The 25484-nt window shown below is 25.4% G+C and carries 25 protein-coding genes; all 25 read right to left on the bottom strand.

Annotated elements, in window-relative coordinates:
• Positions 1-294: 294 nt before the first annotated feature.
• Positions 295-645 carry a 50S ribosomal protein L19 gene (gene rplS, locus GM111_RS06565; RefSeq protein WP_156300318.1) on the bottom strand — a complete coding sequence of 117 codons (351 nt, stop codon included), beginning with the start codon at positions 643-645 and terminating at the stop codon, positions 295-297.
• A gap of 136 nt (positions 646-781) precedes the next feature.
• Positions 782-1636, bottom strand: a complete 855-nt coding sequence (locus tag GM111_RS06560) for a YitT family protein (RefSeq protein WP_156300317.1) — start codon at positions 1634-1636, stop codon at positions 782-784.
• Between the two features lie 19 nt (positions 1637-1655).
• Positions 1656-2363: a queuosine precursor transporter gene (locus tag GM111_RS06555; RefSeq protein WP_156300316.1), complete on the bottom strand. Its 708-nt coding sequence runs from the start codon at positions 2361-2363 to the stop codon at positions 1656-1658.
• A 60-nt stretch (positions 2364-2423) separates the two neighbouring features.
• Complete coding sequence (locus GM111_RS06550) at positions 2424-3821, bottom strand: L,D-transpeptidase family protein (RefSeq protein WP_156300315.1); 1398 nt, start codon at positions 3819-3821, stop codon at positions 2424-2426.
• 8 nt (positions 3822-3829) lie between these two features.
• Entirely contained in the window at positions 3830-7372 is a 3543-nt protein-coding gene (smc, locus tag GM111_RS06545; RefSeq protein WP_156300314.1) for a chromosome segregation protein SMC, read from the bottom strand.
• Positions 7373-7383: 11 nt separating this feature from the next.
• On the bottom strand, positions 7384-7863 hold the full coding sequence (locus GM111_RS06540; protein WP_156300313.1) for a deoxycytidylate deaminase: 480 nt from the start codon (positions 7861-7863) through the stop codon (positions 7384-7386).
• Positions 7864-7871: 8 nt separating this feature from the next.
• The gene (xseA, locus tag GM111_RS06535; protein ID WP_156300312.1) at positions 7872-9203 is read right to left on the bottom strand and encodes an exodeoxyribonuclease VII large subunit; all 1332 of its coding nucleotides are present in this window, start codon (positions 9201-9203) and stop codon (positions 7872-7874) included.
• 8 nt (positions 9204-9211) lie between these two features.
• Positions 9212-9556, bottom strand: coding sequence for a Spx/MgsR family RNA polymerase-binding regulatory protein (locus GM111_RS06530; RefSeq protein WP_156300311.1), 345 nt, complete (start codon positions 9554-9556; stop codon positions 9212-9214).
• Between the two features lies 1 nt (position 9557).
• Entirely contained in the window at positions 9558-11534 is a 1977-nt protein-coding gene (gene uvrB / locus GM111_RS06525; RefSeq protein ID WP_156300310.1) for an excinuclease ABC subunit UvrB, read from the bottom strand.
• A gap of 10 nt (positions 11535-11544) precedes the next feature.
• Positions 11545-12864 carry a glycoside hydrolase family 10 protein gene (locus tag GM111_RS06520; protein ID WP_156300309.1) on the bottom strand — a complete coding sequence of 440 codons (1320 nt, stop codon included), beginning with the start codon at positions 12862-12864 and terminating at the stop codon, positions 11545-11547.
• 11 nt (positions 12865-12875) lie between these two features.
• The gene (locus GM111_RS06515) at positions 12876-13505 is read right to left on the bottom strand and encodes an O-methyltransferase (protein WP_156300308.1); all 630 of its coding nucleotides are present in this window, start codon (positions 13503-13505) and stop codon (positions 12876-12878) included.
• Positions 13506-13568: 63 nt separating this feature from the next.
• A complete protein-coding gene (locus GM111_RS06510) occupies positions 13569-14240 on the bottom strand; it encodes an ATP-binding cassette domain-containing protein (protein ID WP_156300307.1) in 672 nt (223 codons plus the stop codon).
• Positions 14233-14940 carry an ABC transporter ATP-binding protein gene (locus GM111_RS06505; RefSeq protein WP_156300306.1) on the bottom strand — a complete coding sequence of 236 codons (708 nt, stop codon included), beginning with the start codon at positions 14938-14940 and terminating at the stop codon, positions 14233-14235. Before GM111_RS06505 ends, GM111_RS06510 begins: the two co-directional genes overlap by 8 nt.
• Entirely contained in the window at positions 14921-15700 is a 780-nt protein-coding gene (locus GM111_RS06500) for an ABC transporter permease (RefSeq protein WP_156300305.1), read from the bottom strand. Before GM111_RS06500 ends, GM111_RS06505 begins: the two co-directional genes overlap by 20 nt.
• A complete protein-coding gene (locus GM111_RS06495; protein ID WP_156300304.1) occupies positions 15693-16625 on the bottom strand; it encodes an ABC transporter permease in 933 nt (310 codons plus the stop codon). Before GM111_RS06495 ends, GM111_RS06500 begins: the two co-directional genes overlap by 8 nt.
• A 72-nt stretch (positions 16626-16697) precedes the next feature.
• A complete protein-coding gene (locus GM111_RS06490; protein WP_067321212.1) occupies positions 16698-16895 on the bottom strand; it encodes a cold-shock protein in 198 nt (65 codons plus the stop codon).
• Between the two features lie 87 nt (positions 16896-16982).
• The gene (locus GM111_RS06485) at positions 16983-17825 is read right to left on the bottom strand and encodes a pseudouridine synthase (protein WP_231479779.1); all 843 of its coding nucleotides are present in this window, start codon (positions 17823-17825) and stop codon (positions 16983-16985) included.
• The gene (gene rodA, locus GM111_RS06480; RefSeq protein WP_156300302.1) at positions 17815-18930 is read right to left on the bottom strand and encodes a rod shape-determining protein RodA; all 1116 of its coding nucleotides are present in this window, start codon (positions 18928-18930) and stop codon (positions 17815-17817) included. Before rodA ends, GM111_RS06485 begins: the two co-directional genes overlap by 11 nt.
• Positions 18923-20140 carry a M16 family metallopeptidase gene (locus GM111_RS06475; RefSeq protein ID WP_156300301.1) on the bottom strand — a complete coding sequence of 406 codons (1218 nt, stop codon included), beginning with the start codon at positions 20138-20140 and terminating at the stop codon, positions 18923-18925. The genes rodA and GM111_RS06475 overlap by 8 nt, the downstream gene beginning before the upstream one ends.
• Positions 20141-20144: 4 nt before the next feature.
• On the bottom strand, positions 20145-20702 hold the full coding sequence (locus GM111_RS06470) for a CvpA family protein (RefSeq protein ID WP_156300300.1): 558 nt from the start codon (positions 20700-20702) through the stop codon (positions 20145-20147).
• The gene (alr, locus tag GM111_RS06465; protein WP_156300299.1) at positions 20699-21727 is read right to left on the bottom strand and encodes an alanine racemase; all 1029 of its coding nucleotides are present in this window, start codon (positions 21725-21727) and stop codon (positions 20699-20701) included. The genes GM111_RS06470 and alr overlap by 4 nt, the downstream gene beginning before the upstream one ends.
• Positions 21705-22346, bottom strand: coding sequence for a (d)CMP kinase (cmk, locus tag GM111_RS06460; protein ID WP_156300298.1), 642 nt, complete (start codon positions 22344-22346; stop codon positions 21705-21707). The genes alr and cmk overlap by 23 nt, the downstream gene beginning before the upstream one ends.
• Before the next feature lie 10 nt (positions 22347-22356).
• Positions 22357-23136 (bottom strand): TIGR00282 family metallophosphoesterase, encoded by a 780-nt coding sequence (locus GM111_RS06455; protein ID WP_156300297.1) that lies wholly within the window; start codon positions 23134-23136, stop codon positions 22357-22359.
• A 74-nt stretch (positions 23137-23210) separates the two neighbouring features.
• Complete coding sequence (rny, locus tag GM111_RS06450) at positions 23211-24776, bottom strand: ribonuclease Y (protein WP_156300296.1); 1566 nt, start codon at positions 24774-24776, stop codon at positions 23211-23213.
• Positions 24777-24797: 21 nt separating this feature from the next.
• Positions 24798-25193, bottom strand: a complete 396-nt coding sequence (locus tag GM111_RS06445) for a hypothetical protein (RefSeq protein WP_156300295.1) — start codon at positions 25191-25193, stop codon at positions 24798-24800.
• Positions 25194-25484: the final 291 nt, after the last annotated feature.

Raw genomic sequence — 25484 nt, 5'->3', positions numbered from 1 at the left:
TACTTAATATCTAATATTAAGTTATTTAATCATGTTTGAATTTCTATCTCCTTCCTTTTAAATTTTACTAATATCCTACATTCTTATTTAGTCATAATCTTACATTCTTATATTAACACAGACACTAATTTCCTATAGAATAAAAAAAAGAGATAAAATTTATATGAATTTTCATATATTTTTTATCTCTTTTCATTAATTAGGACTTTTCAACATCCCCTTTTAATTAAGAAAATTTTATAAACATTCTATTTATATTAAAGAAAAAACCTAGCAAATGCTAGGTTTATATACTTATTTTCTAATTTCTTTAATTCTTGCTGCTTTACCGCTTAATCCTCTTAAGTAGTATAATTTAGCTCTTCTTACTTTACCTATCTTCTTAACTTCGATTTTATCGATTAATGGAGAGTTAATTGGTATAATTCTTTCTACTCCAACTCCTGAAGATACTTTTCTTACTGTAAAGCTTTTTTGAACACTTCCTCCAGAAATTCTAATTACTACACCTTCAAAAACCTGTATTCTAGTTTTATTTCCTTCTTTTACTGTATAGTGTACTGCTACTGTATCCCCAGCTTTGAATTCTGGTAAATCTACTTTTAAGTATTCTCTTTCTACTAATTCAATTAATTTCTCTTTCAAGAAATTCACATCCTTCCTTCTAAAACATTCGTATTTTCTCTTCATATATTGTATATGCGTCTTTGAAAACAGCGGAATATTCGCTTAATTTACTTATAGATAATAACATATTTGAAAATATTTTTCAAGTCTTTTTTTAAATTGGCGGTATATAAAATTTTCCGTAGAATGCATCGGTTTTAAATGTATTTATTATTGCCTTTTTATCTACTTCTAAAATCGCTTTTACAATATCATTAACTTCATAAACAGATACAACTGTATAACAAATATACATTGGTTCTTTTAAATAAGCTCCTTCACCTACCATTTTCGTCATTCCATGTCTATATTTACTGATATACATTTCTGAGACTTCATCACCTTTTTTAGTAATTATTTGTAATGTCATACGTCTATATCTATTATAGAAAGTATCTATTACTTTAGTTGTAATAAATTGAAATACAATTGAGTAGCCTGCTCCGTCCCATGTAAACATATATCCAAATATTAATATTACTGACATATTAAACATAAATATATATATCCAAATTGATTTATTTATCTTATTTGATATATATAAAGCTATAAAATCTGTTCCCCCTGTAGATCCTCCAACTTTCAGTGCAAGTACCATTTGTAATCCATGGACTACCGCACCAATAGTAAGATTTAAAAATATATTTGTAAACAATGGATCATACTTGAAATTTTTTAAAAAAATTGATGTCATCACTATATGTAATAATGATAAAAACACGAATTTTTTACTAATCTCTCTTGCACATAATAATGCAACAGGGAAATTTAATATAATTAGTAATGCACCTACTGATAAAGTAATACCAAAATTTGATAAAATCATATTAATTAAAATAGATAATCCTGTAAATCCACCTGTTAATAATTTAGATGGAATAATAAATACTTCTATTGTATATGATTGTATAAATGCTGATATAATTATTAAAATTACCGGCAGGAAATATGATTTATATTTTTTAAACATCTTCCTATCTCCTATAATATTATATTTCTTCAATTACTCCTTTATTCTTCCAATAAGTTGCAATATATACAAACGGTGTATCTAATGCTGAAGTAATTATTTTCAAGAAATATGTTGAGAATGTTATTGTTAATATTAACGATACAGGGAATACCCCATAAAATGCTACAAAGTTAAATATTAGATTATCTAATACTTGGCTTAATAAAGTACTTAAATTATTTCTAATCCAAATATTAGTGAAATCCGGGAATATTTTCTTTATAACTTGATATAGATATATATCTATATTAGATGATACAACATATGCAAGTAATGATGCTATCATCAATCTAATAAATGGTGTAAATATAGCTGCTAAATGTACTTGATTAGTATCACTACTTGATGGAGTTAATACTAACGCTATATTCATAACAACCGTAGTAAAAATCATAGTTAAAAATCCAATTCCAACAACTTTAGAGGCTGCCTTCTTACCATAATTTTCTGATAATATATCTGAAATTAAAAATATAGAACTATAGGCAATATTACCTAAAGTAGTTTCTATCCCAAATAAATAAACTAATTTATTTACTTGTATATTTGCAAGTATAATAGAGATAGGTGCAAAAATCATTAGTCCTACTTTTCCCCATCTTCTGTAAGCAAATAAAATAACTGAATAATTGATTAAAACATATAGAAGCCAGATAACTTCGTTTTTTCCTAAAAATCCTAACATTTTTCCTCCTAAATTTTTCTCGTTCAACGCTGCCACCTATGAACATCTATATTTAATTTTTTAGTCAACAATTACTATAACATTTTCTTCTGGATATGTAAACCCATTTTTTTGAATTTTATTTTTTCCATTAACCCATCTGTATAAGTGTTCAATTACATCATCTTCATTTCTTACACATTTATGTGATAAAGGAATAGTTCCTAATTTAGATGCTGTAACTCTCTTTCTAGCATCTCTATTTTCTTTTGGTTCAAAAGTTGATGGAATTCCATGCAGATATCCTCCACCAGAGAATCTAATTGCATATCTTGCATCTCCAATAACTATTGGTTTTTCACCTATTTTTTCTCCTTTTGAATTTAAAATTGGTTCTTTTTCATAATCAGATGCATATGCCATAACAGGTTTTGTATATGCAACTAAAAAGTCACCATATGGTGTAACAAATCCAACACCTTTTGTTATACCTGTAGTTATATATCCAACTGCATTTACATTATATACATTTGTATTCTTGTTTCTTTCTATTGTAACTTGAGTTTGACTATCTCTATCAATGTATATAAATTTATCTACAAGTTTATTAACATTAGCTTTTTTAAATCTTCTTATATGCCCTTTTGGTACTGCATAAATCTCATCACCATATGATAATGTCTTTATATAAACATATTTATCATCTTGTTTTTCTAAAGTTACAAGAGATCTGTCCGGTAAATTAATGTATTCTTTATTATTATTGAAATAAGCTTTTATACTTTGATTTGCTGCATTACCAAATTTATCTTTTTTACCATCTGTTTCAGTATTTAAAGAAACATAGCTATCTAGAAAATAAATATCTTTTTTAGCTTTATTTGCAGATACAATAAATGCATTAATTTTATTAGCTTTTTCTATAGCTTTTTGCCAGTTAAATCCTCTTACTTTAGCATTTCCAGCATAAAGATAGTGTTTCTTTTCTTTATATATTACTTCTAACCATTCTTTACCATCATTTCCTTTTATTATTCCTAGCAACGGTAATCTAGTCCCTGGTTTTATACTACCCATTACTTTTGTACCTTTTGTTGAAGGTAAATTTCTGATATTAGTTGTTATTTTAGTATATGCAAATCTATTTAAATTTTTATCAAAATATTTATCAAATTTTAAGTTTAGAGTTACATTTTCTTCTAAATTATCAAATTTTTGTATATAGTTAAATTGTGATTTTTCCTCTTTTTTTTGAGGTTTTTCATCAGTTTCAACTTCTTTTATTACCTCATTTTTTTTCTCTTCAACTTTTACTTCTTCTTTTTTTTCTTCTTGTTTATTTTCTTCAGATTTTTGTTCTTCTTTTTTTACTTCAACTACTGTTGTTGTTTTTTCTTCTTTTACTTCTACCCCTTCTTCTTTTGTATAATTTATATTATACATTCCAAGTATTAATAATAATACTAAATACTTTTTCATTTTTCCTCCTATATATCTACAGAAACAATTTTTGATTCCCCTATCTCTTTGTTCATAGTTACTCCATATAACCTATCTGAACCTTTCATTGTTTCTTTATTATGTGTAATTAATATAAATTGTGATTTATCAATAAATCTTCTTAAAAGTTCCACTATTTTTTTAGTATTTGCTTCATCAAGTGCAGCCTCTATTTCATCAAAGAATGTAAATGGTGAAGGCTTAAACATAAATATTGCCATAATAAATGAAACAGCTAACATTGATTTTTCACCACCAGATAATAACATTAATGTTTGCTCTGGTTTATTCTTATATTTTACACTTAATTCTAATCCAGTAGTTAAAATATTTTCTGGATTAGTTAATTTAATATCTCCCTTTGCACCATAAAATATTTCTGAACACATATATTTAAAATTATTTTTTATTTCATTTAATGCAAATGTAAATTTATTTACCATATCATTTTCTATATTTGATATCAAGTCTCTTATAGAGTTAGAACTATTTTCTAAATCTTGTTTTTGAGAAACTAATTCTATATATCTCTCATTTTCAAAATTATATTCTTCTATAGATGAAAGATTTACAGTACCTATATTATTCTTTTTATTTTCTAATCTTGTAATATTACTCTTAACAGTACTTACATTTTCCTCTTCTAGAGGGTTATAGTTAAAGTCATTTACTATACTCTCTTTACTTTCATGTAATTCTTCCATTTTTTCATTTAGACTTTCAAGTTCTTTAGAATTTCTACCTATACTTTCTGATAATTTTTCTACTATATTTATCATTTTAATAGTTTCTTTTTCTAATTCACTAATACTAGTAAAATGATTTGTTTCTTTTTTCTCTAATTCTTTTAGTTGAACTTCATCATCAGATATACATTCACTTAAGTTATTTTTATTATTTGTTAATTCCTCTATTTTAGAATTTTTTTCTTCAATTTCATCATTATACTTACCAAATAACTCATCTTTATTATGTTCAAATATATCTATTTCTTCTAAATCTTTTCTTACTTTATTATACACTAATTCAAGTTCATCTTTAGAATTTTTCTTATTAGTTAATTTTTCATTTAAAACAGCAAAATCAACAAGTAAATGATGTAACTTAGTCTGATGTTTATCTAAATCTTCTATTTCACCTAATTTAAATTCTAACTCTTCTCTCTCACTATATATTTCTTCTATAACATTCATAGATTTATCTATTTCTTGTAGATTATTATCTATCTTATTCGTATTTTCTACTATCATTAATTTACTATCTTTTATTTCATAGTTAATTGTATCTATTTTTCTTTCTAAACTAGATACTTCATTATTTTTTAAATCAAGTAAATATTTTATATCATTATACTCTAATTTAAATTTACTTACTTTTTCATTTTCAAGATTTAATTTTTCATCTACACTCTCAATTTTTTTAGTTATTTCAGCAAATTTATTTTCAAAGTCTTTATTTTTATTTTCTAAAATTTCAATTTCTTTTTTTATAGTGTTTAACTCTTCTTTTTTACTAAGTGTTAAATCTACCTTATTTTTCTTATATCCACCAGATATTCTACCTCTAGCAGAAACTAGGTCTCCATCTAAAGTTATTATTCTATCACTATATCCATTTATTATTAATGAATTTGCTATATCTAAATCTTCAACTACTATAGCATTAGATAATAAGTGATCTACAACTTTAATATTTTCATTTTCTTTTATTTTAACAATATTTCTTGCAAAATCTATTACACCTTTACCTTCTGGTAATCTAGATAACTTTGTTGAAACTTTAATTGTATCTAATGGTAAAAAAGATATTGTTCCAATCTTTTTATTCTTTAATTCTTCTATATATTTTTTACTTCCACTGGCATTTTTAATTACAATATCATTTAAACTAAATCCAATCAAAGTAGAAATTGCCGTTAAGTATTTTTCAGGAATTTCTAATAAATTAGAAACACTTCCAACAATATTTTTATCATTTTTAAATGTATCTAAAATATATTTACTTGATGCTGTTAAGAATACATTATCATCAAGAGTTTTTTGTATAGATGTTAATTTTGAAATTTTTGATTCTTTTTCAAAAATTAATCTTTGCCTCTCGGTTATTAATACTTTTCTTTCTCTTTCTAATCTTGATATTTTTTCAGTATATTCCTTTTGTTTATCAATAATATTTTTATTAGATTCTTCTTGTGATATTTGTTTGTTCTTTAATGCATCAAATTCTAATTTTATTTTTTCAAGATTTAAAGTTAATGCTTTTTTTTCTTCTTCAAGTTTAGCGATATTATTTTCTGTTAATTTATTTTTTCTTTCTAAATCTTCATTATCTCCTCTTAATCTATATCTCTTCATTTCTATTTCATTTATAGCTTTTTCATGTACTGATAATTTTTCTTCGATTTCATTACGTAATTTTGTTAAATAATCAATCTTTTCTTTTAAGTTATCTATTATTTCGTTTTTCTTTTTATATTCTTTGGTTAAATCATTAATTTCTTTATTTTCATTAAATAATTTCTCACTATATCCTTTTTCTTCTTGTAACAATTTATCTTTAATAGCTAATTTTTCAGATAATTTTACTTCATAATTTGACTTTTCTCTTATAGAAATACTTAAACTTTCTTTTATTTCTTCTAATTCTCTAAAAATATTATTCAATTTATTTTTTTCTTCTTCTATAGACTGTATTAAATTATTTTTCTTTTCACCTGTTTCTATTAAACTATTTTTTTCTAATTCAAGTTTAGATTGTATCTCTTCAATTTTTTTATTATTAGTTTCTTTCTCATTGTTTAATTTGGTTTGTTCATTAGAAATATTATTTATATTATATTCATAAAGCATGTATTTATTAACATTAATTTGATGAACTATACTATTATATAACCCTGCTTTTTCTGATTCTTCTTTTAATCTTTTAACTCTTTGCTCTAATTCTTTTTCAACGTAAATTATTTTATCTAATTCAACTTGTACATTAGATAATTTTTTTAAAGCTTCTTCTTTCTCTACTTTTGCTCTTTTTGTTCCAGCTGCTTCTTCTAAAATTTCTCTAATTTCTTTTGGATTAGAACCGATAATTCTTTCAACTCTACCTTGACCAATAATTGAATAAGCTTGTTTACCTATTCCAGTATCCATAAATAAATTATGGATATCTTTTAATCTAGATTTTCTGTTATTAATTAAATATTCCCCATCACCATTTCTATATATTCTTCTAGTAATTTTAACTTCGTCAGCCTCATAATCTAAGTATCTATCTGTATTATCTATCAATAGACTAACTTCAGCACTATTAGCATGTTTTTTATTTTTTCCACCAGAAAAAATTACATCACTACTCATCGCAGCCCGTATATTTTTATAGCTTTGTTCACCTAATACCCATAATATTGCATCTAATATATTACTCTTTCCACTTCCATTTGGACCAACTATAGATGTAATCCCTTGTGTAAAATCTATAACAGTCTTAGTAGAAAAAGACTTAAATCCATTTAATTCTAACGCCTTTAAATACATCTTCTATCCTCTTAATCTTTAAATTTAATAACTAATTCTTCTATTCCTAATTCTAATTTAACTATTTCTATACCTGCATTATTTAACATTCTTCTTGATGCTATAGAACTATCTTTATCTTTGTGTTTATCAGAAAAAAATACAACTTTTGATATACCTGTTTGAATAATACTTTTAGCACACTCATTACAAGGGAAATGTGTTACATATATTGTTGATCCTTTTAAATCTCTATTACTATTTAAAATTGCATTTAATTCTGCATGTACAACATATGCATATTTAGTATTTAAAAAGTCTCCTTCTTTCCCCCAAGGTACTTCATCATCACTAGATCCCATAGGAAATCCATTATACCCTATTCCCACAATTTTACTATCTTTAACAATACATGCACCAACCTGTGTTACTGGATCTTTACTTCTATTTGCTGATAAAAATGCTATTCCCATAAAATATTCATCCCAAGATAAAAAATCTGTTCTTTTCATAATGCCTCCTATTTAACTTTACTTTCTATATATCCATCAGAAAATCTTGTCTTAATTGTACTTCCACTACTAACTTCAATACTTCTTTTTACAACCTTACCTTTATATGTCGTAATTGTATATCCTTTTTTCAAAATATCTTCATTAGAATGTTTTGCTACATTTAATTTTAAGTTTTCTAATTCAAATTTTTTCTTTTCTATTTTATTTTCAATTATTTTTACAATCTTTTCACTATTTGATTCTAAAATCATACTTAAATTTTCTAACTTTGATAGTAAATTATTTAAATTAATTTTAGATTTAATAACCTCCATATTATGATTTGCTCTATCAAATTTTATTTTAATATTTCTATCTATCTTTTCTTCTAAATCTGACAACAATAGTCTTCTATCCGTAAAATTATCTTCAAAGTTTCTTATTATATACGAATTTTTTAAAGTTTCCATCTCTTTTTTTAAAGAATTATATTTATTCTCTAAACATCTCGTTACTTTGTATTCAAATGTTTGTAAATTATTCATTACTTCATTATAGTTTCTTATTATTTTTTCAGCTGCTTGTGTTGGTGTAGAAGCTCTTAAATCAGCAACAAAATCAGATAATAATGTATCTGTCTCATGACCTACTGCAGAAACTACAAATATATTTGATTCATATATTGCTTCAATAACTTCTCTTTCATTAAAGGCCCATAAATCCTCTATACTTCCTCCACCACGTCCAACTATTAATGCATCTAAATTATATTTATCTTGATTTGCATTAAAATACTTAATTGCTTCTACTATTTCCTCTTTTGCACCTTCACCTTGTACCTTTACAGGATAAAGAAAAATATCTACATATTTATCCCTATTATGTGTTGTATTTATTATATCCTTAATTGCTGCTCCTGTTTCAGCAGTAACTACTCCCAATCTTTTAACTGTTATTGGTATTTTCTTTTTCTTATCTTCATCAAAATACCCTTTTTCAAGATATTCTTTTTTTAATTCCTCTAGTTTTTGATAAAGCAAACCAATACTATCCATTTTTTCTAAAGTCTCAACATTAAAATTAATAGTTCCTGAAGGTTTATAATAAGAAATACTTGCAAAAACTTTTACTTTCTCACCCTCTTTTAAATCTCTTGGTATATTGTTTTTATATAAATATCCAAAAACTGCACATTTTATCTGCGCTGCTGAATCTTTCAACGTAAAATAAAGATGTCCTGATTTTTGATAAGTAATATTAGATACTTCACCTTCAATATATAAATTCTTAATATCACTACCTTTTATCAATTTTTCAACTAAAGTTCCTACTTCAGTAACAGTTAAACATTTACTCATACTCACTCCTAGATATTATCGTAGTTTTCTTTTTTATATCCTATAATAACTTTATCTCCATCTATTAAAATAGGTCTTTTAACTAACATTCCATTAGTAGATAAAACTTCTAATTTTTCATCTAATGTCATAGTATCTAATTTTTCTTTCAAGTTCATTTCTTTATATAAAATCCCACTAGTATTAAACATTTTTTTTATATCTAATCCTGATTTTTCATATATTTCTTTTAGCTCTTCTTTAGATAACTTTTCATCAACTATATGTCTTTTTTCTAATTTACATCCTTTTTCTTCTAAATGTTTTAGTGCTTTTTGGCAAGTTGTACATTTAGGATATTGTATATACTTCATATTACATTACCTCCATCAATACTTTTTTAAGTTGATTCAATTTATTTCTTCTTTCAATTGCTTCTTCATATTGATAATTTTCAGCAAATTTTTTCATTTCAGCTTCAACTTTTTTAATTTCTTTCTCTAATTCTTTAACAGTCTTAAATGTAACTTTACTTTCTTTTTGATTATCATCCTCATCAGTATATTCAAGTAATGATTCAGTTAAGTGAGCTTTAACATTCTTAGGTACAATATTATTTTCTTGGTTGTATCTTTCTTGCACTTCACGTCTTCTATCAACTTCATCAATAGCTTCTTTCATTGATTTAGTAATTTTATCTGCATAAAGTATTACATGACCATTAACATTTCTTGCAGCTCTTCCCATAGTTTGAATTAAAGAACGTCTAGATCTTAAGAATCCTTCTTTATCTGCTTCTAATATTGCAACTAAAGATACTTCTGGTAAGTCTAATCCCTCTCTTAAAAGATTGATTCCAACTAAAACATCAAATTCTCCTGTTCTTAATCCTTTTACAATTTCAACCCTATCTATAGTTGAAATTTCCGAATGCATATATTTAACCTTTATTCCATAATCTAAATAATATTCTGTTAATTCTTCAGCCATTTTTTTTGTTAGTGTTGTAACTAAAATTCTTTCTCCATTAGCTACTCTCTCTTTAATATCATCCATTAAATTATCAACCTGATTTTTAGTTGGTCTTATTTCAATAGTTGGTTCTATTATACCTGTTGGTCTTACAAGTAATTCTACTATTTCACCATTTGATTCATTAATCTCATAATCACTAGGTGTTGCAGAAACATATACAACTTGTTCAACTTTATTAAAGAATTCTTCATGTCTTAATGGTCTATTATCTAGTGCACTTGGTAATCTAAATCCATGGTTTACCAGCATTTCTTTTCTACTTCTGTCCCCATTTGACATTCCACCTATTTGTGGCACCATAATATGTGATTCATCTAAAAATACAACCGGTGGTTCTGGAAAATAATCAAGTAAAGTATATGGGGCTTCTCCTGCTTTTTTACCTGTTAGATATCTAGAATAATTTTCCATACCTTTACAGTATCCAATTTCTTTTATCATTTCTAGATCATATTCTGTTCTTTGCTTAATTCTTTGTGCTTCAACTAACTGTAATCTATCTTCAAAATAGGCTACTCTTTCTTTCATTTCTTCCCTTATGTTTTCAACTAAAGTATTAGTATCAACTTCTGATAAGTAATGTGTTGCTGGCATCAAATTAATCCTTTTTATATCTCTTATTTTTTTATACGTTAAAGTATGTAATTCTGAAATCTTTTCTAACTCTTCATCAAAGAATTCAAATCTATATACTGTATCTTGATAAATAGGATATACATCAATTACATCACCTTTTACTCTAAATTTAGCCCTTTCAAGTACAGTATCATTTCTTTCATATCTTAATGATAGTAATGCTTTTATTAAATCTTTTCTACCTATACCATTTAAATCTACATCAATATATATACTTCTATCAGAATATGAATTTGGAGAACCTAACCCATATATAGCAGAAACGGATGCAATAACTATTACATCTTTTCTATTTAATAATGCAGCCGTTGCCGCATGGGTTAACTTATCTATCTCTTCATTTATTGCAGAATCTTTTTCTATATATGTGTCTGTTGACTGTATATATGCTTCTGGTTGATAATAATCATAATATGAAACGAAATATTCTACAGCATTTTCAGGAAAGAATTGTTTATATTCATTATATAACTGTGCTGCAAGTATTTTATTAGGAGCCATAATTAACGCCGGTCTATTTAGTTCTTTTATTATATTTGCAATAGTAAAAGTCTTTCCACTTCCTGTAACACCTAATAAAATTTGATCACTTATTCCATTTTTAATATTATTTACTATACTTTTAATTGCTTCTGGTTGATCTCCAGTAGGTTTGTAATCTGAATGTAATTTAAATTCCATTTCTACTTCCTTATTTTAAATTATCCTCTATTTGTTTTAAAATATCTGAAGGATTTTCTAGTAATGTTCCATATCTAAAGAATATAGATCCATCTACTGCTTCATATTTCTCATTTAATTTTAATTGTTTTTCAAGTTCTTTAGGATCTTTCCATGGATTTCCTTCTAAGTATTTATATACTCCATGTCCAACATATAATGGTGTATTAGTTTCACTAGATTTTTCAGCCCACCATTTTACTAATTCCTCATAGTCAGCTTTTTCAAACCCTATATTCCAATATATTTGTGGTGCAACGTAGTCTATCCATCCTTCTTGCATCCATTTTAAACTATCTGCATATAATGAATCATAACTTTGTAATCCTCTAGTTTTAGATCCTCTTGCATCATTTTCAATGTTTCTCCAAATACCAAATGGACTAACTCCAAATGATAAATTGGGCTTAATTTTATGAACAGAAACTGATAAGTTTTTAATCATATTATTTACATTATCACGTCTCCAGTCTTCTCTATTACTGTAACCTGCTCCATACATATCAAATTCTTTTTGATCTACATTATCTCCCATTTTAGCTGTAGATGAAGGATATGGATAGAAATAATCATCTAAATGTAATCCATCAATATCATATTTTTCAACTATTTCTTCTATTGCTCCTGAAACATAACTTACTACTTTAGGATTACCAGGATTCATATAGAATTTTCCTTCATATTCAAATATCCATTCTGGCTTTCTTTTAACTATACTTTTATCTGATAATTTAGATATATCTGTAGTCATAGAAGCTCTATATGGGTTTATCCATGCGTGTAACTCAATACCTCTTTTATGTGCAGCATTAATTGCATATTCTAATGGATCATAACCAGGATTTTGATTTTGTACTCCAGTTAAGTAAATTGACCAAGGTTCAAAATCAGAATTATATAATGCATCTGCAGATGGTCTTACATGGAAAAATACTGCATTTAATCCCCAACTCTTAACATTATCCATCATAGTATCAATTTCTCTTTTTTGTTCTTCCATTGTTTTAGTTTTTGGAAAATCAAGATTAATTACAGAAGCAACCCAAACACCTTTAAGATTTTTATTTATCTTTCTATTTTCTCTATTAAATATTACTGTAGTAAGTTTTTCATTACTTAATATTTCTTTGTTTGAAGTCTTTGAAGTTATTGTTACTTCCTCTTCAACTTTTTTTTCTGTACCTAATTCATATTTAGGCTTATAATCTTTGTATAAATCTACTTGTTCTACTGCAGAAGAACAAGAAATTAAAAAACTTGCTAATGCTAATCCTGCTATTATTTTTTTCATTTTTACCTCCGTTATTTTATAACTATTCCTACACCATCCCCAAATGGCAATAATGTGAAATTGTATTTATCATTTAAATTATTAATAAAATCCTTTAAATTTCTAACCATTGTTTTATATCTTCTTGGAATTTCTTTTTCAGCAACATATCCTCTAAACATTAGGTTATCTATGAATATTATTCCACCATCATTAATTAATTCATATGAGTATTTAAAGAAATCTTCATATTTAGATTTTGCAGCATCAATAAATATAAAATCAAATTTTTTATTCAATTTTGGTAAAATATTTAAAGCATCATCATGTATACTTTCTATATATGTATCTAATCCAAATTCTTTAAAATTTTTATTTGCTTCTAAATATCTTTCCTCATCTATTTCTATAGTTAGTAACTTACCATTATTTTTTTGGCAAACTTCTGCTAAAAAAATACCTGAAAAACCTGTTGCTGTTCCTACTTCAAGTATATCTTTAGCTTTAATATTTTCTGCTAAAAAAATCATATATCTAAGCACTTCTCTTGTAATTATAGGTATTGAATTATCTAATGCTATCTTTTCTAGCATTTCTTTTTTTTCATCAAACTTAAATAAGCTTCTAGCAAAAATACTAGAATTTTCAAAATTATTTATCATAAAAATCCTTTCACACGTTTCCTAAATTATATCATAAAATCTTGAAAAAATCTACATTTTATGCTATTTCCATATATTTAATATTTTTTTTGTATAATCATTTTTACATGACTTTAGTACATTTCCTCTTTCAATTATCTCCCCATTTTTTAATACAATTACATCTTCACTTAAATACTTTATTAGCTCTATATTGTGTGTAATGAAAATAATAGTTTTTTGGTATTCTAGATTTAATTTTCTTACTATCTCTATAATCTGAAATTGTAAATGAACATCAAGTGAAGAAATTGCTTCATCAAAAATAAAAATATCTGGATCATATAATATTGCTCTTGCAATAACTAATCTTTGTTTTTCTCCTCCAGACAATATATTCGCTTTTGAATTTATATCAATATTATTTAAAGAGACAAAATTCAATACTTCATATATTTTTTCCATTTGAATTTTTTCTTTTTTTATTACAAACACTTCTTTTAATACTTCAAATACTGTAAAAATAGGATTTATTGAACTACTATATTCTTGAAAGATTACTCCAACTTTTCCATTTACTTCAACCATACCTTCTGTTGGATTTGTTAACCTAGAAATTATCTTTCCAAGTGTACTTTTACCGCTTCCACTTTCTCCTACAACTACTACCAATGAAGCATCATCAATTTCAATATTTATATTACTTAAAGCACTCTTACTTTCATATACTTTAGAAACATCTATTAACTTAATCATTTAAATCACCCAAAATTCTATTCATTGCAGTTATATACTCATTTTCCTTATATTTATTTAAATCTTCTAAATTATCTACATTTATTACCCCACCATTATTTAGAAATAGTATTCTTTTTGCAAATTTTTTTGCAGCAAATATATTATGAGTGATTAATAAAACAGATTTATTAAGGCTTGAAACCAAACTTAAAATTTCATACTCATTTATATTATCAAGTCCAGTCGTAATTTCATCACAAATTAATATTTTAGGATCTGTCATTAGACATATTGCTATAACTATTCTCTGTTTTTGACCACCACTTAGTTCAAAAGGATATTTTTCTAAAAGACTTTTATCTAAATTTAGACTCTCAAGTATATTTTCAGCTTTTAATAGAGCTTCTTTCCTTGATAGTATTTTGTGATATATTACAGCTTCAATAATTTGTTCTTTTAATTTTAAAACCGGATTTAAACATAATGAAAAATCTTGAAAAATATATCCAATTTCTATATTTTTAATATTTGATTTTATTTCCCCGCTTACATTTAATTTTGATAATCCTTTTATTGCTTTTGCAATCTGACTTTTACCACTCCCTGAACTACCAATTAAAGCAACAACTTCATTTTCATTAATATCAAAACTAACATTTTTAATAATAGTTTTTTCAGAAGTAATAATATTCAAATTCTTAATTTCTATCATTTTCATAAATACCTCCAAAAATTAAACTTATAATTATTAAAATAAAACTTGCAAGTATAAACTGTTGTGGCGCTATTAATAATCTTGAAAATCCAGTTGAAATTAAATTTCCTAATGATGGTCTTGGGTGTCTAATTCCAATTCCCATAAATGAAAGATAACTCTCCGTAAATATTATTCCAGGTATCATTAAAGTTATTCTTACATAAATTATTGGTAAAATGTTTGGAATAATATGTTTTTTTATTATATATATTGAACTTGCACCCATATTTTTTGCAATTTCTACATAGGCTGCTATCTTTATTTTTATCACTTCATTTCTAACCAATAGTGCAAGTCTTAAACTTCTCGTAAAACTAATTGCAAACACAAGCAATATAAAACTATTTCCAAATATAAGTAATATAAATATAATAATTATAATACTTGGAATTGACAATAATAATTCTATTAACATCATTCCTATTTTATCTATAAATTTCCCATAATATCCCATTAAACTTCCTATTAAAAGTCCTAATATTAAGCATGTAATACATACTATTATTGTTAAAACAAGTGAAGTATATATTCCTTCAGATATTCTTGCAAGTAAATCTCTTCCTAGATAATCTGTTCCCAAAATATGACCATTTTCAAAAAATTTAAGTTCTACATTACTTAAATCTTGAGAACTATAGTCAAATTTATTAAATATTTTTTCTAATAAAACAAATAAGATTAGAAGTAAAACAAAAATTTTTGAATTTAATTTTTTATTCATCTTCTTTCACCTTCAATCTTTTATCAGAAATTAGTACTAAAATATCCATTAACGTAAATAAAGATACTAAAACTAATGTATAAAATATTGTTAATCCCATAATCATAGGATAATCCCTTTCTATTACAGAACTAGTAAAATATTTCCCTAGTCCTGGTATTCCAAATAATGTTTCTACTATGAATGAACCTGTTATTAAAGATACTATATAAGGAACAAGACTTGATAGTAATGATGGAATAATATTTTTTAAAATATGTTTTATAACTACATAATTTAAATTAAATCCCTTACATAAGGCAAATTCCACATATTCCTTATTTATTTCTTCTTTTATTTTCTTTCTTAATAATTTAAAAATAATAGGTGTGTAGAAAAGAACTAATGTTAATATTGGTAATATTTTTTCTCCTGGTCCAAAATATCCTATAATACTTAACTTTGGTAAACCTAAAATGCCTTTATGTATATATACCGCATAAAACTGTAAAAATCCCACTATCACAAAACTTGGTATGGAAATTAGGATACTTGATACATTTACAAAAAATTTGTCAATTTTTTTATAGTTTATTGAAATTAGTGAAAAAATAAAAGCTAAAAATAGAGAAAAAGTTAAAACTCTCACTCCAAGATCAAGTGATGTAGGAAAATTATTTTTTATAACATCTACAACTTTTACTTTATCATATTTAATTGATTCTCCTAGATCAACTTTTATTATTTTATTTAAATATAATCCATATTGTTCTGTAATTGGTTTGTCTAAATTATATGTCTTTATAATCTGTTCTTTTACTGTTTCATCTAATTCTTCATCAATAAAATTATTTGGTAAAGAATGAATCATGAAAAAAGTTAAAGTAATTACTGAGAATACAACTATAAAACTTCTAATAATTTTAGAAAAAACTTTCTTTAACATTCAACCTCATTTCTAGTAAAAAAAAACTATCTCTAATACAAGAGATAGCCAAACTTATTCTATTTATTTTTATTATTTAGAAACTACGTTTGTTGCTTGTGGTCCTTTTTCTCCGTCTTCAACGTCGAATTCTACTTCTTCACCTTCGTTAACTGTTTTGAAACCACTTTTGTTTATTTTTGAAAAATGTAAGAAATAATCTTTCCCATCTTCACCTGAAATAAATCCAAATCCTTTTTTTTCGTTAAACCATTTAACTTTACCTAACAAAATACTTCCTCCTATTCCTAATGGCATAAAGCCAATTTCTATTAAATTATACCTTGAATTCATAAAAAGTCAATAGTAATTATTAAACTAATTAAATTTTCTATCTAATCTTATTTCATAATCTAAAAATTTAATATAATAACACTTCAAAAACATTCTATCTTTCTTTGTATATTTACCATATTTACTATCTCCAATTATTGGGTACCCCAAATCATTTAGATGCACTCTTATTTGATGTTTTCTTCCTGTTATTAAGTTTACATCTAATACAGCTTTTCCTTCACTTACTTCTATTACTTTAAAGTATGTTTCAGCATCCAAGCCATCTTTAAAAACAACTACTTTATCTTCAAGAATTTTTATATTTTTGTTAGAAAAAAATTCATCATTTAATTTCAAGTTTTTTTGTTCAACTTTAGCAACATATCTCTTTATTATATTTTTATTTTTTATTTCTTCATTTACTTTTCTAAGTATTTGCAGATTTTTACAGCCTATAACTAACCCTTCTGTCTCTAAATCTAACCTATTAGCAAAATTTACATTAGAATTTCCATAATATGACTTTGCCATTTCGGACAAACCAAAATTATGTTTATCTCCTTTATGCATAGGGATATTATTAGGTTTATCTACAATAAATACATCCTCATCTTCAAATACTATCATTTTTTTAAATAAACTTACATCTATTATTTCTTTTTTTACTTTATTTTCCATTACTATTTTAGCATTTTCAGGAAAATATATTTCATCGTTTAGTATTAACCTATAATTTTCTTTACTCTTTTTACCATTAACTTTTACTAAACCTTTTCTAATAAGAGAAAATATTAATGCTAAACTTTCTTCTTTTGAATATTTTCTCATAAATTTATCTAGTCTCATATTCTCATGTTCAGCATCTACTATATATTTATTTATCATCATCATCACCATTATATATTTTTATACTTTGTACTAAACTTATCATTAAAAATGATGACAGAAATGATGATCCTCCATAACTCATAAGTAATAATGGTTTTCCGGTAACTGGAACTATTCCTAACGTCATACCTACGTTAATTATTACATGAGCAAGAAAGACTCCAGAAATACCATATAATATTATCCTACCATAATCATCAATAATTTTCCTTGAAATATTAATAATTGTATAGATAAGTAGGAAATATAATCCCAATACTAAAGTTGATCCTAAAAATCCTACTTCTTCTCCAATTACTGAGAAGATAAAATCTGTTTGTGGTTCTGGTAAGAATTTTAATCTACTTTGACTTCCTTCTAAATATCCTTTACCTGTAAGTCCACCAGAACCTATAGAAATCTTAGATTGTGCAACGTGCCAACCTTTATTTTTTAAATCTTTTTCTGGATTTAAAAAGACTTCTATTCTTGTTTTTTGATAATCTTTTAAAACAAACATATATGTTGGTACACTTAGTATACCAACCAACATAAATATAACTAATATTGGTTTAATATTTGCATTTGATAAATATAACATACATAAAAATGAAAAACACAATATTAAAGTCGAACCTAAATCTGGTTGTAATAATAATAATCCTAATATTGGAATCCCAGGGATAAATGCAAGTACTATTGATTTAAAGGAGTTTATTCCATTAGAGAATTTTTTTACAAACCAGAAGGCATATATCATTATTAACAATATCTTTACAAATTCCGATGGCTGTATTTGAGTAATACCGATATTAATCCATCTTCTAGCTCCAAGTTTTACAACTCCAAAAAATCTTGTATATAATAATATCAATATTGAAAATACATATATTGGTTTCATAATTTTCTTACTAAATCTATAGTCAATAAATATTGAAAAAGTAAGTATTATTGTCCCAACTGCAATCCATAATAAATTATTTTTCACATAATACATTGATCTTGTTGCACTATAAACAAAAGCCGTACTAATGAATACTAGTAGATATACAACAAGCAATAATTGCTTATCTAATCTTCCTATACGATTTTTTAATTTAGCCATATTTCTTTTACTAAACATCTATGTCTCCTATAATACACGTACTAAAATCATTTAATAATAATCTAGCTTTTTCATTAACTTCATCAACAGTAACTGAAAGTAAAGTATCCGCAACTTCTTTATTTGTAAATACTTTTCCAAATAATCTATACATAATTAATAATTTGCTAACTATTTTAGCATTTTCTTTTGCTGTTGCTCTAGATGAAAGCATAGAATTTTTTACTTTCTCTAATTCTCTTTCAGTTATACCATTTGTTTTAAGATTTTCGATTATTTGTTTTGTAACTTCTAATGCTTCTTCATATTTATTAACTGAAGTCCCTATATATATCGCAAAAGTTTTTAAACATCTATAATCAAAATTTAAAGTATATACAGAATATGCTAAACCTCTTTTCTCTCTTACTTCATGAAATAGTCTTGAACTAAATCCATCTCCTAATATTAGTTCTAAACATACTTCTATGAAATATTCCTTTAGAGATACTGTTTTTGATTCATTCTTTGTAACCATGTACACATTAACTTGATTAATTTCTTTTTTTTCTCTATAGTGAACATCTTTTAGATCATTTTCTTCAAATATTTCTTCAACTCTATTTGCATTAAGTTTCGAAAAATGTTCCGTTATTTGTTTTACTAAAAGATCTTCATCAAAATTACCTGAAACAGCTATAATAATATTATCTCTAGTATAATTTCTATTATAGTAATCTATTAACATATCTCTTGTGATACTTTCAACACTTTCTTCAGATCCAAGAATATTATATTTTAAATTACCTTCAAAAAGTTTTTCTTGCATTTCTTCATAAACAACCGTCCAAATATCATCTTTATTCATTTTTATTTCTTCAAATATTATTTCTTTTTCTTTTTTTATTTGATCTTCAGGAAATATTGGATCTGTTAACATATCAAAAAATATTTCTGAAGTTAGCTCTTGTTTACTTGATAAAGATGTAAAATAATAATTTGTTATTTCTTTTGAAGTATATGCATTATACTTAGCTCCATAAAAATCCATTTCCTCTGAAATTTCAAAATTATCTCTTTTATTTGTTCCTGTAAATAACATATGTTCTAACATATGAGATAGTCCTTTTTCATTATCCCTTTCATTTACAGAACCTGTATTAAAACAAACCGATAAAGTAAAAGAACTATCATCCTCAATCTTATTTATCAGTGTTTTTATTCCTAATATATCTAATATTTTTATCATTTAATTATATCCCTTCTTTTATCTCTTTTAAAAGACTTCTTTTGAAATTCTTTTCTAGATTTTCTTCTCTAAACTCATCTAATTTATATTTTATAAATCCTGGAAATAAAGCATTATACTTTCCAGAATAAATAGAGATATATTCTACTAAAATTGAGTCATCTAATATCTCTTTCGCTTTTTCTACTTTTGTTGCTGTAAATAAAAGTATTATTATTGTTAATACTATTATAATACTTGATTTAATTAAACCAAACATTGCACCTAATAATTTATTTACAATTCCAAAAGGTGTTATATTAATTAATTTTGTAAGTATATTTATTATTATTGATACTATAAAATATAATATAATGAATATAATTATATATGCTATATATCTTACAATAATATTATCTGCTTTAATATTTGTTAATAATTCTACCGTAGGTAGAAACATAGGTGTAAAATAGACAACTATAACTAATTTGATTAAGTTAAAAGCTGACTTTACAAAACCATTTTTGTATCCCATTATTACAAAAAATAATACTAGTACAACTATCAATATATCTAATATCATATTTCCTCCGTCCAATAAATTCTATGTACTCTTGCAGATACTGCACATAAAAGTTCATAACTGATTGTATTAATTTCTTTTGCTAAATCTGCAACTAAAATATTTTCACCAAATATTTCAACATATTCTCCTACTTTTATATTTTTATCTGCTTTAATCATAAATTGATCCATACATACATTTCCTATTATTTTATATAATTTTCCATCAAAATATACTTTTGATTTATTTGACATTGCTCTATGCATACCATCTGCATAACCACATGCTACGGTTGCAATAACATCTCCTTTATGAGCTAAATATGTTTTAGAATAACCTATATATGTGTCTTCTTCCAAAACTTTAATATGATTTACTCTAGCATAAAAAGTCATAACTGGTTCAAATATATCTGTCATCTCAGCACCATACATGATAATTCCAACTCTATATAAATCATAATCTAAATCATTTTTCATACTTCCAAAACTATTTAATACATGCTTATATTTTACATCTAAGTTTTGAACTACTCTATTAAATTTTTCTAATTGCAATTTTGTATAATTAGGGTCACTATCTGCTGAAGATAAATGTGAGAAAATTCCTATGGGCTTTAGCATTTCATAAGCTTTTCCTATTTCATTTTCTATAAATCCAATTCTACCCATACCAGTTTCTAGAGCAAAGTGGAATTTACCTTCAATTTTATTTTTTAAAATGTATTCAATATCTTCAAAATTAGATATTGTTAAATGTATTCCTTTTTTTGCTACATCTTTAATCTCATGTTTTAAAATTGGTGATAAGACTAAGACATTAACATTAGGGAATATTTTTAATATTTCTTCTGCCTCTTCAAGCCTTGCAACACCGAAAAAATTTATTCCTAATTCCACAGCTTTATCTACTATTCTTATAACACCATGTCCATAAGCATTTGCTTTAACAATGGCCATCAACTTTTCAGATGGTATTTTTTCTAAAATAATATTTAAATTTCTTTCAAAAGCATCCAAATTAATTTTTGCATATGCACTCATATTTTTTCACCAGCTCTAATATTTTATTTAATACCTCATCAAATGTTAAATTATTTGTATCAATTTCTACAGCATCTTCTGCTTTTTTTAAAGGAGAATGCTCTCTATTCATATCATCATAATCTCTTTTAATAATATCTTGAAGAATTTGATTATAATCTAAAGTTCTATCTTCTAAGAATCTTCTATTAGCTCTTACTTCAGCTGAAGCATTTAGATATATTTTAAGATCAGCATTTGGAAATACAACTGTCCCAATATCTCTTCCATCTAAAATTACAGATTTATTTTTAGATATCTCTCTTTGCATATTCACCATAAATTCTCTTACTTCTTTAATTTTTGAAACAGCTGATGCCATCATAGATACTTCATTCATTCTAATTTCTTTACTAACGTCTTGATTGTCTAAATAAAAAGTATTCCCTTTAATGTCAATATTCAGGTCTTTTAATACATCTTTTACATTAGCCATATCAATTTTATCTTTTATTAATTTATATCCAAGTAATCTATACATTGCTCCCGTATCTAAATGAGCAATATCTAATTTTTTTGCTATTTCCTTAGCAACACTACTTTTGCCGCTTCCTGACGGACCATCTATAGCTATTATCATAATTTCACCTCTATATTTCCTCGTAAGATAAATTTAATCTTGTAATATTTAATGTTTTCCCATTTTTGGGGTCTATTTCTACCTCTATCCCATTTATCCTTTTATTTTCTTCACATACTGAAAATCTTGCAGGCATTCCATCTTTGAATTTTTTTATTATCTCTTTTCTATTCATTCCAATTATGCCATCATGTCCACCTGTCATACCGATATCAGTAATATATCCCGTTTTATTTAAAAGTATTCTTTCATCAGCAGTTTGTATATGCGTATGTGTACCATATACTAATGAGGCTTTTCCTGCTAGATTCCATCCCATCGCATTTTTTTCAGATGTAACTTCTGCATGAAAATCAACTATTATTATATTAACTTTTTCTTTTAACTCTTCAATTAATTCATCAATCGCTAAAAAAGGACAATGATTAGTATTCATATATACTTTTCCTTGTAAATTTATCACTGCTATTTTAATATTATTTTTTGTGATTATTGTGTGTCCTTTCCCAGGAGTTTCCTTAGAAAAATTGTATGGTCTAATAATTCTCTCTTCTTTATCTAAATACTCATATATCTCTTTTTTATCAAAAGTATGATTTCCAAGAGTAATAACATCTACTCCATAATTAAACATACTTTTAGCATTATTTGGAAGAATACCAAACCCTTTATCAATGTTTTCAGCATTTACAATAATTACATCATAATTTTTACTTCTTTTTGCTAAAAACTTAAATAATGTATCTTCTCCAGGTAATCCTACAACATCTCCAACAATTAAAAACTTCATAATTTCCCCATTCTAAAAATTTAAGCAGTCAATTAAATATGACTGCTTAATATTCTACTTAATTAACTTAAAAACTATTTTGCATATTCAGTTGCTCTTGTTTCTCTAATAACAGTAACTTTAATTTGTCCAGGATATTGCATTTTTTCTTCAATATCTTTAACAACTTCTCTTGATAATATTACTGCTTGATCATCACTAATTTCTTCTGGTTTAACAATTAATCTTAATTCTCTTCCAGCTTGTATAGCATATGAACTTTCTATACCTTGATGTGAGTTTGCTATTTCTTCTAATTGCTCTAAACGTTTTAAGTAATTTGATAATGTTTCACGTCTTGCACCTGGTCTTGCAGCACTTATAGCATCTGCAGCCTGTACTATTATTGCTTCCACTGAAGTTGGTTCAACTTCATTATGATGTGCCTCTACAGCATTTATAACAATTTCATTCTCTCTTGAGAATCTTTTTAAGAATTCTGCTCCATTTATAGCATGTGAACCTTCTTGTTCATGTGAGAATGCTTTACCTATATCATGAAGTAATCCTGCTCTTTTTGCATAATCTACATTTACACCTAATTCAGTTGCAAGTGCAGCACATAAATGTGCAACTTCAATTGAATGTTGTAATATATTTTGTCCAAAAGATGTTCTAAATTTAAGTTTACCTAAAGTTTTTAATACTTCTTTTGGAAGAGCTGGTATACCAACTTCAAGTATTGCTTCTTCTGCAGCACTAATCATTGAATTTTCAACTTCTGCTTGTGATTTTTCTACTAATTCTTCTATCTTAGTTGGATGTATTCTTCCATCTTGTATTAGTTTTTCAAGTGATAATCTTGCTACTTCTCTTCTTACACCATCAAATGATGAAAGTACAACAGCTTCAGGGGTATCATCAATAATTAAATCAACACCAGTAGCAGCTTCTAAAGCTCTAATATTTCTTCCTTCTTTACCTATTATTCTACCTTTCATTTCTTCACTTGGTAATTGAACAACAGATATAGTTGCATCTGCAACATAATCAGATGCTGATTTATTTATTGCTATTGCAATAGCTGATTTTGCAAGTCTATCTTTTTCTCTTTCTAAATTATATTCATAATCCCTAATTAAACGTGCTTTATCATGCTCTAATTCATCTTCTAATTTAATTAATATAATTTCTCTTGCTTGTTCAGAAGTTAAACCAGAAATTCTTTCTAATTCTTTTTCTTCTTTTTCTATCATTGCATTTAATTCATTTTCAATCTCAGCAATTTTTTCTTTTCTTTCTTCTAGTTTTGCCTCTTTTTCTTCTAACTTATTAGTTCTTGTTTCTAAGTTTTCTTCTTTTTTAGCTATTCTTTCTTCTTTTACTAAAATCTCAGATTTCATTACTTTAATTTCTTCATCAACTAATTTTCTTTGTGCTAATAATTCTTCTTTTACTTTTAAAGTTTCTTCTTTTTTAAATGATTCAATTTCTCTTTCTACATCTTTTTTTGTAGTTTCTAGTTTTCTTTTTAAGTCAAATATTTTTAACTCTAAATCACTATATTCTCCATATTTTTTAGTGAATTTGCTTTTAGTAACATTAAATCCAACTAAAACTATTAGAACCGCAATTAAGATGACTAATATATAAATAATCATTTTTTCTCCTTTCCTTTATTTTCATTCTGATTCAACACTATCAATCATCCATTTACCGTCATAATTCTTCCAAATGACTTCAAAATACACTGTTTCTGTTTCAAAATTAATTAACAATATTGATTTTGCTGTATATCTATCTAATACTTCTATTTCTTCTGAAAACACTACTAAGAATTTTGAAAAATCATAATTTGACAAATACGATAATATTATTCTATTTTTTAGTGTCATAGTTATATTTTTTTTTATTTCGTCTTTATTATCTATTTTTGCTAAATCAATAATTTCATCTTGCACTTTTATTACTTCTTTAGAAATTTTATTTTTTTCAAAGTTATTTATTGTACTGATTTTATCTATATTTGAACAGCTTATTAATAGTAAAAAAAACATTAGAAATATATATCTTTTCATATTCCTCCCATTATATTCAGTCTATCATATTTTCAAATTTTTTTCAAATATTTTTTATAAAAAAAGGTGATTCGAGATTTTAAAAAATCCCTTGAATCACCTCTTTCTTTTCTATATAATTTAATCACCAAACAAAACTAACAGAAAGGAGTGATAAACATGATATCTAAAATCAAATTCATCTAGATGTCATATCTGTAACTTTCAACATAAAATGAAACTTACTTGTAAATCTAGATTATGTAATTCTTGTGGTTATTATTACTATATTAAATGGACTAACTCCATCAC

It is taken from the genome of Streptobacillus canis (assembly GCF_009733925.1).
GTDB lineage: Bacteria > Fusobacteriota > Fusobacteriia > Fusobacteriales > Leptotrichiaceae > Streptobacillus > Streptobacillus canis.
Note: the sequence above shows the minus strand (reverse complement) of the source record. Positions and strands in the feature narration are given on the sequence as shown.

What these genes read in the sequence shown, in the direction of transcription:
- rny (WP_156300296.1), bottom strand. Translation starts at nt 24,776, where the DNA reads ATGATTATTTATATATTAGTCATCTTAATTGCGGTTCTAATAGTTTTA.
- GM111_RS06560 (WP_156300317.1), bottom strand. Translation starts at nt 1,636, where the DNA reads ATGTTTAAAAAATATAAATCATATTTCCTGCCGGTAATTTTAATAATT.
- uvrB (WP_156300310.1), bottom strand. Translation starts at nt 11,534, where the DNA reads ATGGAATTTAAATTACATTCAGATTACAAACCTACTGGAGATCAACCA.
- GM111_RS06455 (WP_156300297.1), bottom strand. Translation starts at nt 23,136, where the DNA reads ATGAAGTTTTTAATTGTTGGAGATGTTGTAGGATTACCTGGAGAAGAT.
- GM111_RS06520 (WP_156300309.1), bottom strand. Translation starts at nt 12,864, where the DNA reads ATGAAAAAAATAATAGCAGGATTAGCATTAGCAAGTTTTTTAATTTCT.
- GM111_RS06495 (WP_156300304.1), bottom strand. Translation starts at nt 16,625, where the DNA reads ATGTTAAAGAAAGTTTTTTCTAAAATTATTAGAAGTTTTATAGTTGTA.
- GM111_RS06555 (WP_156300316.1), bottom strand. Translation starts at nt 2,363, where the DNA reads ATGTTAGGATTTTTAGGAAAAAACGAAGTTATCTGGCTTCTATATGTT.
- GM111_RS06530 (WP_156300311.1), bottom strand. Translation starts at nt 9,556, where the DNA reads ATGAAGTATATACAATATCCTAAATGTACAACTTGCCAAAAAGCACTA.
- alr (WP_156300299.1), bottom strand. Translation starts at nt 21,727, where the DNA reads ATGAGTGCATATGCAAAAATTAATTTGGATGCTTTTGAAAGAAATTTA.
- GM111_RS06485 (WP_231479779.1), bottom strand. Translation starts at nt 17,825, where the DNA reads ATGATAAATAAATATATAGTAGATGCTGAACATGAGAATATGAGACTA.
- GM111_RS06445 (WP_156300295.1), bottom strand. Translation starts at nt 25,193, where the DNA reads ATGAAAAGATATATATTTCTAATGTTTTTTTTACTATTAATAAGCTGT.
- GM111_RS06540 (WP_156300313.1), bottom strand. Translation starts at nt 7,863, where the DNA reads ATGAAAAGAACAGATTTTTTATCTTGGGATGAATATTTTATGGGAATA.
- cmk (WP_156300298.1), bottom strand. Translation starts at nt 22,346, where the DNA reads ATGATAATAGCTATAGATGGTCCGTCAGGAAGCGGCAAAAGTAGTGTT.
- smc (WP_156300314.1), bottom strand. Translation starts at nt 7,372, where the DNA reads ATGTATTTAAAGGCGTTAGAATTAAATGGATTTAAGTCTTTTTCTACT.
- GM111_RS06550 (WP_156300315.1), bottom strand. Translation starts at nt 3,821, where the DNA reads ATGAAAAAGTATTTAGTATTATTATTAATACTTGGAATGTATAATATA.
- GM111_RS06470 (WP_156300300.1), bottom strand. Translation starts at nt 20,702, where the DNA reads ATGATATTAGATATATTGATAGTTGTACTAGTATTATTTTTTGTAATA.
- GM111_RS06505 (WP_156300306.1), bottom strand. Translation starts at nt 14,940, where the DNA reads ATGAAAATGATAGAAATTAAGAATTTGAATATTATTACTTCTGAAAAA.
- rodA (WP_156300302.1), bottom strand. Translation starts at nt 18,930, where the DNA reads ATGTTTAGTAAAAGAAATATGGCTAAATTAAAAAATCGTATAGGAAGA.
- GM111_RS06475 (WP_156300301.1), bottom strand. Translation starts at nt 20,140, where the DNA reads ATGATAAAAATATTAGATATATTAGGAATAAAAACACTGATAAATAAG.
- xseA (WP_156300312.1), bottom strand. Translation starts at nt 9,203, where the DNA reads ATGAGTAAATGTTTAACTGTTACTGAAGTAGGAACTTTAGTTGAAAAA.
- GM111_RS06510 (WP_156300307.1), bottom strand. Translation starts at nt 14,240, where the DNA reads ATGATTAAGTTAATAGATGTTTCTAAAGTATATGAAAGTAAGAGTGCT.
- GM111_RS06515 (WP_156300308.1), bottom strand. Translation starts at nt 13,505, where the DNA reads ATGATAAATAATTTTGAAAATTCTAGTATTTTTGCTAGAAGCTTATTT.
- GM111_RS06500 (WP_156300305.1), bottom strand. Translation starts at nt 15,700, where the DNA reads ATGAATAAAAAATTAAATTCAAAAATTTTTGTTTTACTTCTAATCTTA.